At 54.8% G+C, this 12347-nt stretch carries 10 protein-coding genes and 2 pseudogenes; 5 read left to right on the top strand and 7 right to left on the bottom strand.

Going from position 1 to position 12347, the window contains the following annotated elements; genetic code table 11:
* Nucleotides 1–26: 26 nt before the first annotated feature.
* On the top strand, nt 27–818 hold the full coding sequence (locus M0746_RS06890; protein ID WP_258448593.1) for a transporter substrate-binding domain-containing protein: 792 nt from the start codon (nt 27–29) through the stop codon (nt 816–818).
* A 3-nt stretch (nt 819–821) separates the two neighbouring features.
* Here M0746_RS06890 and M0746_RS06885 read toward each other — a convergent pair whose 3' ends face one another.
* The 5 genes and pseudogenes from M0746_RS06885 to M0746_RS06865 all read right to left on the bottom strand — a co-directional run bounded on the left by M0746_RS06885 (nt 822) and on the right by M0746_RS06865 (nt 4875).
* The gene (locus M0746_RS06885) at nt 822–1034 is read right to left on the bottom strand and encodes a hypothetical protein (RefSeq protein ID WP_258448592.1); all 213 of its coding nucleotides are present in this window, start codon (nt 1032–1034) and stop codon (nt 822–824) included.
* Nucleotides 1035–1264: 230 nt separating this feature from the next.
* Nucleotides 1265–2015 (bottom strand): annotated as a pseudogene (lepB, locus tag M0746_RS06880) (signal peptidase I).
* A gap of 350 nt (nt 2016–2365) precedes the next feature.
* On the bottom strand, nt 2366–2728 hold the full coding sequence (locus M0746_RS06875; protein WP_258448591.1) for a DUF6124 family protein: 363 nt from the start codon (nt 2726–2728) through the stop codon (nt 2366–2368).
* 529 nt (nt 2729–3257) lie between these two features.
* Nucleotides 3258–3920 carry a hypothetical protein gene (locus M0746_RS06870; protein ID WP_116030722.1) on the bottom strand — a complete coding sequence of 221 codons (663 nt, stop codon included), beginning with the start codon at nt 3918–3920 and terminating at the stop codon, nt 3258–3260.
* Between the two features lie 460 nt (nt 3921–4380).
* Nucleotides 4381–4875 (bottom strand): hypothetical protein, encoded by a 495-nt coding sequence (locus tag M0746_RS06865; RefSeq protein WP_258448590.1) that lies wholly within the window; start codon nt 4873–4875, stop codon nt 4381–4383.
* 1064 nt (nt 4876–5939) lie between these two features.
* Here M0746_RS06865 and M0746_RS06860 point away from each other — a divergent pair.
* Both M0746_RS06860 and M0746_RS06855 read left to right on the top strand, forming a co-directional pair.
* Nucleotides 5940–6473 carry a hypothetical protein gene (locus tag M0746_RS06860; RefSeq protein WP_258448589.1) on the top strand — a complete coding sequence of 178 codons (534 nt, stop codon included), beginning with the start codon at nt 5940–5942 and terminating at the stop codon, nt 6471–6473.
* A complete protein-coding gene (locus M0746_RS06855; protein WP_258448588.1) occupies nt 6470–7456 on the top strand; it encodes a HEPN domain-containing protein in 987 nt (328 codons plus the stop codon). Before M0746_RS06860 ends, M0746_RS06855 begins: the two co-directional genes overlap by 4 nt.
* A 49-nt stretch (nt 7457–7505) precedes the next feature.
* Here M0746_RS06855 and M0746_RS06850 read toward each other — a convergent pair whose 3' ends face one another.
* Together M0746_RS06850 and M0746_RS06845 are read right to left on the bottom strand one after the other, a co-directional pair.
* Nucleotides 7506–8516, bottom strand: coding sequence for a phage portal protein (locus M0746_RS06850; protein ID WP_258451447.1), 1011 nt, complete (start codon nt 8514–8516; stop codon nt 7506–7508).
* An 11-nt stretch (nt 8517–8527) separates the two neighbouring features.
* A pseudogene (locus tag M0746_RS06845) lies at nt 8528–10284 on the bottom strand (terminase ATPase subunit family protein).
* A gap of 170 nt (nt 10285–10454) precedes the next feature.
* Here M0746_RS06845 and M0746_RS06840 point away from each other — a divergent pair.
* Together M0746_RS06840 and M0746_RS06835 are read left to right on the top strand one after the other, a co-directional pair.
* Nucleotides 10455–11285, top strand: a complete 831-nt coding sequence (locus M0746_RS06840) for a GPO family capsid scaffolding protein (protein ID WP_258448587.1) — start codon at nt 10455–10457, stop codon at nt 11283–11285.
* A 43-nt stretch (nt 11286–11328) separates the two neighbouring features.
* Nucleotides 11329–12336 (top strand): phage major capsid protein, P2 family, encoded by a 1008-nt coding sequence (locus M0746_RS06835; RefSeq protein WP_258448586.1) that lies wholly within the window; start codon nt 11329–11331, stop codon nt 12334–12336.
* The last annotated feature ends 11 nt before the right edge of the window (nt 12337–12347 follow it).

Genomic DNA, 12347 nt, shown 5'->3' with positions numbered 1-12347 from the left:
ACCTCCCCCTGCAAAGTGCGACTTCAATGACAACACTAAAAAGCACGCTGACCTTCTGTGGCCTGTTGACCCTGACCGCCGCCGCTCACGCCGAGACCGCTGCAACCCACCTCGACAGCATCCAGCAACAAGGCGCGCTGCGTGTCTGCACCACCGGCGACTACAAGCCCTACACCTTCAAACGCGCCGACAGCGAATTCGAAGGCATCGACATCAGCATGGCCCGCTCGCTGGCCGACAGCCTCGGCGTCAAAGTGCAGTGGGTGCAAACCACCTGGAAAACCCTGATGCCGGACATGCAGGCCGGCAAATGCGACATCGGCATGGGCGGCATCTCGGTCACCCTCGAACGGCAGAAAAAAGCCTACTTCAGCAACACCCTCGACACCGATGGCAAAATCCCGCTGGTACGCTGCGACGACGTCAGCAAGTACCAGACCGTCGAGCAGATCAACCAACCCAACGTGCGCCTGGTCGAACCCGCCGGCGGCACCAACGAAGCCTTCGTCCACGCCTTCCTGCCCAAAGCGCAACTGGCCCTGCACGACAATGTGACGATCTTCCAGCAACTGCTCGACAACAAGGCCGACGTGATGATCACCGACGCCTCCGAAGCGCTGTATCAGCAGAAACTCAAACCGGGACTGTGCGCGGTGAACCCGCATCAATACATGCAATATGGCGAAAAGGCTTATCTGCTGCCGCGCGATGACATCAGCTGGAAACTGTATGTCGATCAGTGGCTGCACCTGAGCAAAGTCACCGGCAAGTATCAGAAGACCCTGAGCGAATGGATTGCCGTGCCTGATGCGCAATAAGGCTTAGTCGTCGTGCAGCATGCCGGAACTGTATTGGTTAAGGCTGCTGCCGATGCTGTTGCCGCCGAACTTCAGGGTGTTGGCGTTGTGCTCTTGTGGCGACTGACAGTGGCTGGAGAAACAACTGGTGGTGGTCAGGCCGCCCGCTCCCGAACAGGCACTCAACATCGATACCGCTGCAGCAATCAACAGCACTTTGAAGACAGTAAGGCGCATGGGACGATTCCTCTCGGGATGAACAGCGACAATCTTGTCTCAGCATCCTAGGCCTGCGCCGCATACAGAAATATGAAACTTTGCTGATCGACAGCGGCGGTTCAGGGTTGCCTGCCCGCTAGTCCTTCCACTGATTTGAATCTTGTCGCAGGCCACCGCTGCGGCAATTGCGCAATCACCGCCTTGAAAGCGTCCTTTACCCTGAAAGTGACGGCTTCGGTTATCGGTTATCAGTGAAAGACTGTGCCAATCCTCGATCGATCGGACGAAAACCATATTCCGGTGACCTTACCGGTAATGTCTTCGACTGCGACCTGCCCCATAAAGCGGCTGTCGTTACTGCTGTCGCGGTTGTCACCGAGCAGATAAAAATGACCTTTCTCGACCACCGTCTGCGGCGTTTGCAGATAACGAGGATCCTTCACGCGCTCTGGCGGCGCGAAGAACAGCCCCATGTTTTCACCGTTGCGAATGACCTTACCGTCAACAATCGAAGGTATCGCCACCCACTGCCGCCACACGTTTGACCGCCTCCGTGCCGTTGTAGCGATAAGTCACAATGTCGCCCACCTGCGGCGCGTCGATGCGCATTTTGGTCACGATGTAGTCACCATTCGAAAGAGTCGGAGCCATCGAGCCAGAGGGGATGAAGTAAGTCTTGAACCCCAGCGTCGGGCCGCGCAATGGTCCCAGAATTACCAGCGTGAGAATTACCAGCGCCACCACGTAAAGCACATGGAAACGGGTGCCGGGGCTGTTCACCGGACGGTCGTTTCTGCGCACGGATATAGCTGCTGCCGTGGCCGAGCCGAGTTTAACCAGGACGATAAAGATAGCGAAAACATAGAGGCCCACTGGCGTCGCAGGCACACCGCAAACACCGAGCAAAATAACACCGAGATAAAGCAACGCAGCAACACGCAGCGCCCATTTCACCTGACCGGCATAGACCAGACCCCAGCCGGCCACCAGGCACGACATCACGAATGCTTGCAGCGGCAGCTTTGGCTTATCAGGAGCAGACATAAATTCTCTTCACGTAAATAGATGACAAACAAGCGCCCGGCCTATTTAGCCAATAGAGCACTATGGGCAATGGGAATGGAGTTATTGAGCGGAAACATAACCCGTAGAACGCAACTGCAGGCTGTGCTTGTACCAAGCTTGGGGCGATATAGCTTCCATTGTGCCGCGACTCCAGAGTAAAGGCGCGGAATGCTACTAAATGGCTATTATCGTGTCCATTTGCCCCCATTTCCGCGGCTGCTTTGCATGGTGCGAACAGCCCCTCCGTGGCAATGGCTGAGCCTTTCGCCACGAAGGGAGCTGATTTACGCCTTCACCTCAACGTTATCCAACGCCTGATTCACAGCCAACTCCCCCAGCATCACTACCTGCGCAATGCCCAGCGCGGTTTTGCGGTGCGCGGGGTCGAGTGCTGCGGCGAAGTTGTTGAGCATTTCCGACGCGGAACTCAGCGTTTCACTGGCATTGGCCAATAGAGATTCGGAGTCGTACTTGGGGTTGGCGAGGTACATGCGCTCGGGCTCGTTGACGCTGGACATGATGTGGTTGGGCGGGAGGAGATAGTGATCGAGCGCGCGCTCGGCGGCTTCGTGGAGTTTTTTGGGGTTGAGGGATTCGTAGGGGGATGCGGGATCGGTTTCTGGCGGATTCGGTGTTGGTTTGAACATGGTGTAACTCCTGACGGATAAACGAAAAGGAGCCATCACTCTCGCTACCAAACGAAGGGTGGAGGCCATACGCAGGTTGGTAGACCGGTCGTCAGGAACCCCGGCGCATCCGAAGACGCCCCGCGCATGACCACCATAAAACGAAGACGAGAAACGCCCTCGAAAGACAGTAGTCTTGTGCTTCTGACGGAGACGGGCTACCAAACCCGATCACTGGTTTTCAGTGACATAGGGACGATAGAACCTGCGGGCTAGAGGCACAAGCCGGGGGATTCTGTCTTAGGTGTAGGGGGAGGCGCAAGGGAGTGTAGGCTCAGGACTGCAGGAACAGGCTTCATTTAAACAGACGCATTTTTTCTGTTTGGAAAGGCTCTACGAGCAGTCTTGTAAGGTAGGATATCAATACAAAACACAGAGTACTGAGCAAGCAGGAACAACGGGGACGGATTTATTTATCATCTAAAAATAAACAAACAAATCTATCCCTTTCTACTGTTAGCGAGGCGTGTTAAACGCCGAAGTACCAAACTCAGAAAGATTCGACCGGTTTTTTGGTCTGCTCAACAAGCTTGTTCTCGTCAAGTTTCGGGAAAGAAAACTTGATCATGATGACCGATTCCTCGCCCTCGCCCGTGACTATCAGATCAGCCCCCCTGACATTCGCAGGCGCGGCTGCCATCAAACCAGAAACGCTAGGGGTCCCTTTGATCGAGGCGGCACCCTCAATAAACGAGTAGGTTAGATTATTGGCGTTTAGAGCAACACTTTCGTAGTTGGTGAGTTTAGCGGTGTACTCATCCTTGCTTTTAGCTTTTGCCGCCAGATCGACAAGATCCAGCATGGACTTGCCGTCAGCCAGTGCGACCAGACCGAACGACTTGGCCAGCGCACCGATGGCACGCCCGAACAGTTCACGCTCATAGGGCGCGAACAGGGAAACCATAATCAGCTTGTCACCGCTGAACACCAAGCCGGCGGTGAATTTCTGGTCAATGAAATCCACGTCATCAATACACCGGGCGGGCGCGCCCACCTCTTCTGAGCAATCATAGTAACCGCCAGCCTCGGTGTATTTCGTGATTGGCGTGTCGTAGCCGTAGCTCTTGAACAGGTTGTCAGCTGCAACGGCACTCTGCATAGCGCCAACGAGGCCGGCCAGGCAAAGCACTAACGTATGGATTTTTTTCGACATGGATTCCGTTCCTGCAAGGATGTGGACATTGATAGCCACATGCTATCAACCCTGCATCGGATTTGTCTCGCTCAATCCAATGCAGGTCGAGCAAGCTCAGCAGGTCCAGAAGTAGGACGCAGTAAACCCACTTTGCCATTCCTGCCCCCAAGCCCCCTCCTCCCATTCCTGATAAACTCCCCCACCTCCCAGCCACACCGATTCCGTACCCCTAATGTCCCCTATTCCCGCCACACCCGCCCCACTCTCTCGCCGTTTCTCCGTCGCCCCGATGATGGATTGGAATCACTGAGTCTACAGCGCCCGCAGCGCTTGGCTTACAGCGCAACCTAAAAAATGCCGTACCACTTTTGTACCACCAAGCTTAGCCAGTCCATGGAAACGGAATGTGCAAATCGTTCGATTGCACGGTGGTTACCAACCGGCACGCTTCATTCAGCGGACTTGCTCTCCCGAAGTTTCACGCGAACTCTATGACCCCGGCCCCCTTCGCCGTGAAGAGGATAAAAAACAGATACCCTCCTGTCGCCTTCTGCGAGATGTAATCGGACTGGTCAGCTAAGCCTATCCATTGATCTCCGACTTCAAAGCGATACGGGATACGTTGAGCTTGCGATGGTTGGTTGATTACGAAGCTGTCGGACGGCCTCCGGCGCGTAACGTATGCTCGCCACCAAGAATCAAAATACATACCTCCCAAATTTGTGATGGTCGTGGGTTGGTCTCCGACATTCCGTGCTGTTATGGAAATGTATGTATTCGGGTCCTCAACAGGACCGCCGTAGATCCTCACCCCAGCCGTAGCGGACATATCTATCTTCGCTCCAGAAGCTAGCCACTTGTAAGCGTCCCAGCCTAGAACGAAGGTAGAAACCACGGCCGCATATGCGGCAAGCCCAAGCGTCAATAATTCGTTGGTATTAAACGCGTATGGTGCTACGGAAGCCAAAGCCATTGCAGTACTCCGTTTTAGAGAAATAAGGTTACGCCACGATTTCTGGGCACGCTGCCAAACGTATAGCCTGACCTCGACCAACTACCAACTCTAGCCTGCGCTGGCCACCATAACGCCAGGCGTCTGCATGTGAAGAGTCTGTCGCTCCAATCCCCAGCACTTCCTACAAGCGTTTTCGCACGGGCAAATACGACGTGCCTGAAGACGTCCGTTTATCATCTGCGTCAGTGAGTAGCGCGGCCATTGGCTGTAACGCTTATAGGTGGTTCCCTTTTTTCGGGAAAGGCATCGGAAAAAGGTAATTTGGGTAAGCCGAACAATCAATCAGGCTGAGAGCCTTGTTTTTACTGGGCTGCAAAGGATCGGCATGAAGTAATTTCAGAGTAATGTTGAGGTAAGGTAATTACCTTTTAAGGAAGTAATATTTGTTTTTCTACATCCTTTATAAATCAACCACTTACCGCCACATTACCTTTTTCATTACTCAAAATTACTTTCCAAAGTAAGCCAGCAAAGCCAATGAATACGGGGCTTTCGCCGGTGTCCCGATATTCGAATTACCACATTACTTTTTTCCGACGGCGTTCCTGAAAAAAGCCGCATCGAAAGGTATCGCCCAACTGCCTTCCGCTTCGCCAGGTCCGCCCTGTCAGACACCCATCCTTCGCAGGGATCCGCAGGCTTTTTGACCTTCGACGCCACTACTACAGAGCCCGGCGGTGGGAGCGCTCGGCCAGGTGCAGGACTGCGGAAAAAAAGACCCATTTAGCCCGCAGGCGAGGTGGGGGGACGACAGCGCGCGCCAGATGCAATGCCGGGCGGGACTTCATGCGCCGTTTGGCGGTCTCACTAATTTGAGAGTCGGGCTCCCCCGCAGTTTTAGGTGACTTTCCGAGTCTGTGACGCCGTATCAACGCAACAACACCGCCAGGTGACGAAAATCACGACGAGCACGGTGTTTGCTCAGTATGATGCGAATGAGCTCTTTAGAAGCGTCGTAGGCGCAGCAGGCGGCGAAGAGTGAAGGATCGTTTTTGTTGATGCGTAGAGAAGGAGCAGGCGTCTTGGAGGAGACTGAAAAGATCTATAGGGCAACGACAACAACAAGTCGAAAATACCCAAAGCGTCTTACAGAGTACATTGAGGCATTAGTCAAGCGTGGTAGGACGATAGAAGCTAAATATTTTTTCTTAGAGCTATGCAAAGTAAGTCCCAACCATGAAAAGACGATACGTCTAGGCTATACAATCGCCATCGCCACCTTTGACAATGATTGGGTTTACAAATATGACAAGCTTTTAACTGACTCAGCACAAAATGTAACCGAGGTACTTTGGTTTCGTTTGCGATACTATCAATCTCAAAACAATATCGCAGCCTGCGAAAGCACAAGCCGCGAGCTACTTGAAAGACGACTAACCTCTGAGCAACTATCTACTGTAATTGAAGTCTGCATTGGCCGACAGAACTATACGATAGCGGTGCCGTTAGCAAAATATTTATCAAAAAACCGCATAGGGCTTACTCCCCAATTCGACAAATGGTTCTGGCAAATAGTTATAACAAGACTTGCGAACACCCTTACGAGGTGCAAATGACCAGTTTTTTGATAGTAAAGATTTTGGACGACCGAAGCATAATGCTTCCTTCAACTCTCAATTATGGTCGCGTAGAACTTCGTTCATATTCGGCGGACACCCAGCTCGAAAGTATTGCATTTGAAAAATCCGCATCTGATAACGGGCTAGACTTTAACAAACACAAAGTTTGCGCGAGAATTGCAACAATAATAGAATGTGAAACACATAGTGAAGCCATCCACTCTGCCGACACTGCGTTCCTCGAGGTTCTAGACTTCACCTCGACTGAATTTTCGATATCTGCAATAAAGACATCTCGAATTGGTCTCATAAAGGACTTGGCTTCGGGCGAAATTACCCCTATTACCCGGTCGGGTTTTCATCAATCCATGTCTTTCGTAATGCGCCAAGGAACTATACAAAATATCGACACCACCGTTTATTTGCTCTCACTTAAAAATGAGCTATGCGACCGATACAGGCGCTCGCTCCATTGGGCGAGAAACAGCAAAAATGAGACAAACCCTCAATTAAAAATCATATTTTTATGGTTCGCCCTTGAGGCATTATTGAAAGCAGACGAAGCTGACAACTGTGTGGAAAGCTACATTAGACTATTTCTAGGCTTCCCAAACGGACAACAACAATGGATCGTATCCCCGATAACTAAAGCCAAATTAGAGAATCACGCTAGATACAAATACTGGCAAAAAGAGCTAATTGATACGGTTAAAGAAATTCGAGACTTTCGGAACAACTCCGTCCACTCGGGGTTCCGAAGCGTGGACTTTTCAAAAGAAAAACTAGAACTATTTAGCTCAATTATGATTTTTGCAGTAGGCAGGTGCCAAGCAGGCGTAATGCAAGGTTTGCTTGGCAATTTAGAAACACTATCCGATTTCAAAGAATATGCAGTCCCAATCTTTGAAAACAATACCAACTTAATTAACGACATCCACAACAATGTCATTTACTCCTTAGATCACCCCATGCTTTATTAATCGCACCATCTTCCTCACAACTCATCGCTCTGTTGTTAAGTGAAAGGAATTACGTTACTGGGGCGACTTCGTATGTTTTGAACCTCACAATTTCTTCACCCAACCAATCGTTCAGCTGGGTCATTCGCGTCTGGATTGGCTCCAGCTCATTGGCGGCGTAGATCTGCGCTGCCTCCCGAATCGATCCAAACCCTCCCGCGTTCTGCGGAACAATCCCCATCAACTGCGGCGGTATACGCAGGCTCGCCAACACATCATCCCGCGTCTGATTTTTGATTGAGTTGAATTCATCCTTCGCCGCCACCTCGCTGACCGGGATCAGCTGAATCCCGTCCTTTTTGCCGGTCGGTGAGTAAACGAACAAATTCCGGAAATTGCCTGGCCCTTTGGATTCCTTCAGTGCCTTGCGCAACGCATCAATGTCCGCCTCGGTCTGCGCCGCGTCCGTCATGTACAAAATGAACCCCGCATGACTGCCGTTCTCATAGTACTTGCGCCGAAAGAGCGTCGCCGACTCGTTCAGCAACGCCGACTGCAAAGCGCTGATCCACTCCGGCAGCCCATAAATCTCCTGATGCAGATCCGCCTCACGGAGGTGAAAAATGCTGTCCGGCTCAAACGCATGCTCATCCTTCCACCCCCGCACCTGGTAAAACTGCCCATCCGGCCCCGCACGCATGTACTTGGCCAGCGGCGTTTCCAGTTTGCGCACCCCGCCCAACCGCGAGCGGCGCCCTTCAAGGTAGCCATTGCCTAGGCACAGGAAGTCCAACGCAAACTGCTCAAACGAAGCCCGCGACAGCAGCGGATGCGGGATAAACGTCTTGCTCAACAGATTGCGTTTGAACATCAACCCCGAATGCAAATGCACGCTCGCCCCTATCGACCGGGCGAGCCCATCCAGCGACAGCGGCGGCTCATACCAACGCCCGTTGAACCAGCACTCCAGATAGTCGAAAACCTCCCGACCACCCAGCACCGGCGTCGGCTCGCCGAAGGAAAACACCTGAGTCCCGGCGCCGGCGGCGGGTGTGGTCGCGGGCAACGTCTGGTGGGCCATTTGTTCGGTCATCAGTAAATCTCCATACGCCCGGTGTTGGCAGTGGTCTGCCCCTCAAGCGGTTCGTGGTGCAATGCGTGAAAGAGCGCCCAGGCCAGGTCGGCGTGGCCGGTGTTGTCGTTGCGGCCGGCGGTGTAGGTGTACTGGCGTCCGCCGGCTGTGACGGTTTTGCGGATCGCCATCAGCGACTGGGCCATGTCGGTCCAGCCGGCATCGAATTCGAGCCGGCCCTTGTGGATCACGTCATAGGCCTTGAGTACCAGGCGTGTTTTGACTTCGGGTGAGTAGCTGAAGGTGGTGACCGCCGGGAAGAACTGGCGCACCAGCTGCGCCACGCCACTGCCCAGACCTGTCACGTCGATGCCGATGTAGGTCACCCAGTAACGGTCGCAGACGCTCTTGATGAATGCGGCTTGCGCGGCGAAGTCCATGCCCCGGAACTGGTGGCGTTCAAGGATGCGGAACTTGCCGCCTGGCACCAGCGGCGGCGCGACCACGACCATGCCGGAACAGTCGCCCGTCTCAGCCGGGTCGTAACCGATCCAGACCTGACGGTCGCCGAACGGGCGCATGGCAAACGGTTTGTAGTCCTCGGCCCACTCGACCCAGCTGTCCACCATGCACGACTGCAACAAGGTCAGCGGGAAGATGCTCGCGCCGTCGTCGACGAACTCACACATCAGCAGGTTGGCGAACGCCTCGGGACTGTATTCGCGGCGCAGCTCTTCGATGTCGAACAGATCGCACCCGCCCCGCTCCGCGTCCAGAATCGTGACGATCTGCCGCCACAACCGATCCTCACAGAACCGGCCCTGCTGGAGCGCGCCGTGGGACACGTCCACCTTCGTATGCTGCGCGGCGGGCTTGCCCTTGTTGAAGCGCTCGCCCGTCCAGAAGGTGTAGGCCTCATGGGCCATGCTCGACGGCGTGGAAAAGTAGGTCTTGCGCCACTTTTTGTGCATCGCCATGCCCGAAGCGACTTTGTTCAACTCCTCGAACTTGAACGTCCAAAAGAACTCATCGAAGTAGAAATTGCCGTGATAGCCCTGGGCGGTACGCGCGTTCGTACCGAGGAAAAACAGCTCGGCCCCGTTGGGTAAAACGATGGGATCGCCAGTCAGCTCGACGCCGATAATCTCGCGGCAGAACGCCTGAATGTAGCCCCGGAACAGGTAGGCCTGGTTCTTCGAGGCCGACAGGAAAATCTGGTTTCGCCCGGTGTCCAGCGCATCAATGAACGCCTCGCGGGCGAAGTAGTAAGTCGCACCGATCTGCCGGCTCTTGAGAATGACGCGGGTGCGCTGATTGCCAGCCCGGTACCAGTCTTTCTGATAGTCGAAACAGCCATCAATGAAGGCCTCGCGCAGCAGCTCGATCTGGTCTTCGTCAATCTCGTTTTTGACCGCCTTCTTCTTCGGCTCGGAGTTGCGCTTGGCCAGGTTCGGGTTGAGGTCGGTTTCGGAACCGCCCCCTGAAAACGTTGAATCCGCGCCTGCCGCTCCAACTGCCGGTGCAGCAGATCAATCTCTTTGAAATCGCCCCCGCTTTTCCCTTCCTTGAGGATCAGTTGCACCAACCGCGCTTCCAGCGCCCCGCCGATGCGTTCGACGTTATCTGCCCGGTCCCACTCATCGCGAGCCTTCCAGCTGTGTAGCGTTTTTTCCTTTTCGCCCGTAGCCTCGGCAATCTCGCAGATGCGCCAACCCATCCAGTAGAGAAACTTGGATTGGCGGCGGGGGTCGATAGGCAACAGTTCGGTCGTAGTCATGGCCGCGATGCTGCCGCCCGCGCCCGCGACTCAATAGCGCTGCCCCTTGTACCGCCCTGCCCTACAGTCCCGCCTCATTGCCGCAACTCGCGCGCGTCACGACCATGCCCTTCATCGCAACGCACTGGCTCACCCAACAGCAGGCGCCCCAAGCAATGAGGATTCCCGGCATGAAGAAATTTCGCAGCAACTGGTTCCGCGTGGCCGTCGAGGGCGCTACCTCCGACAAGCGCATCATCAAACGTACCTGGCTGGAACAGGCTGCGAAGAACTTCAACCCATCCACCTACGGCGCCCGCATCTGGCTGGAGCATTACCGTAGTGTGATGCCGGACAGCCCATTCAAGGCTTACGGCGATGTGCTGGCCGTGAAGACCGAAGAAGTGGACATCAACGGCCAGAAGAAACTGGCGTTGTTTGCCCAGGTTGAGCCGACGTCCGATCTGATCGCCATGAACAAGGCGAAGCAGAAGATTTACACGTCCATCGAAATCGACGACAGCTTTGCCGATACCGGCGAGGCGTACATCGTCGGGCTCGCGGTAACCGACTCCCCGGCCAGTCTCGGCACCGATGTCCTGACGTTCTCCGCGCAGAAGCCAGACGCCAACCCGTTCAAGGATCGCCACTATTCCGCGACCTCGATGTTCACCGAAGCGCTGGAAACCGAGCTGACCTTTGAAGAAATCGAGGACAAACCAAGCCTCGGCGCTCAGCTGTTCAGCAAGGTGCAAATCCTGCTCGGCGGCAAACAGGCCAAGGATGACGCCGAGTTCTCGCAGATCAGCCAAGCCGTCGAAGCCGTCGCCGAGCACGTCAAGGACCTGCCGGACCAACTGACCGCCGAGAAGAAATTCTCCGCCGGCCTGAACACCCGGCTGGACCAACTGAGCAAGGACTTCACCGAGTTGAAGACCAAGCTCTCCACCACCCAAGACCACAGCCAAAAGACGCGCCCTCCGGTAACCGGTGGCGATAACTCGGTCGTGACCGACTGCTGACAGTCAGCCCCACCAAAGCCCCGAAAAACGAAGGACGATCACCATGCGTAACGACACACGAGTTCTGTTCAACGCTTACCTGCAACAGCTGGCCCAATTGCACGGCGTGAGCGACGTCACCACCAAATTCACCGCCGCACCGAGCGTTGCCCAGACGCTGGAAACCCGTATTCAGGAATCCAGTTCGTTCCTCAGCTCGATCAACATTTACGGTGTATCCGAGCAGTCCGGCGAAAAAATCGGCATCGGTATCGATGGCACGATTGCGAGCACTACCGACACCACCGTGAAGGATCGCGAACCCCGTGACCCGAGCAGCCTGGACAATCGCGGGTACACCTGCACGCAAACCAACTTCGACACCGGCCTGCGTTACCAGAAGCTGGATCAGTGGGCTAAGTTCAAAGACTTCCAGGCGCGTATTCGCGACGCGATCATCAAAGCCCAGGCACTCAACCGGATCATGATCGGCTGGAACGGTACCAGCCGTGCCGCCACGTCGAACCCGGCAACCAACCCGCTGTTGCAGGATGTCAACATTGGTTGGCTGCAAAAAATGCGTACCGAAAACGAAGCCCGCGTCATGGCCGAAGTAGCGGCGGGCAGCGGCAAGATCGAAATCGGCGCCGGCAAGGACTTCGAAAACATCGACGCCCTGGTCATCAGCATGGTCAACGAATTCATCGACCCGTGGTATCAGGAAGACACCGATCTGGTGGTCATCTGCGGCCGTCAGCTGTTGGCCGACAAATACTTCCCGATCATCAACAAAACCCAAGCGCCGACCGAAATGCTCGCTGCTGACATCGTGACCAGCCAAAAGCGTCTGGGCAATCTTCCGGCCGTTCGCGTGCCGCACTTCCCGCCCAACGGCCTGTTGGTGACTCGCCTCGATAACCTGTCGATCTACTGGCAGGAAGGCACCCGCCGCCGCACCGTCGTCGACAACGCCAAACGCGACCGCATCGAGAACTTCGAATCGGTCAACGAAAGCTATGTGATCGAAGACCTTGGCTGTGCCGCCATGGCCGAAAACATCACCCTGGCTTGAGGCCGACGACC

The organism is Pseudomonas sp. S11P7, from assembly GCF_023195435.1.
Classification (GTDB): Bacteria; Pseudomonadota; Gammaproteobacteria; order Pseudomonadales; family Pseudomonadaceae; genus Aquipseudomonas; species Aquipseudomonas fluorescens_G.
Note: the sequence above shows the minus strand (reverse complement) of the source record. Positions and strands in the feature narration are given on the sequence as shown.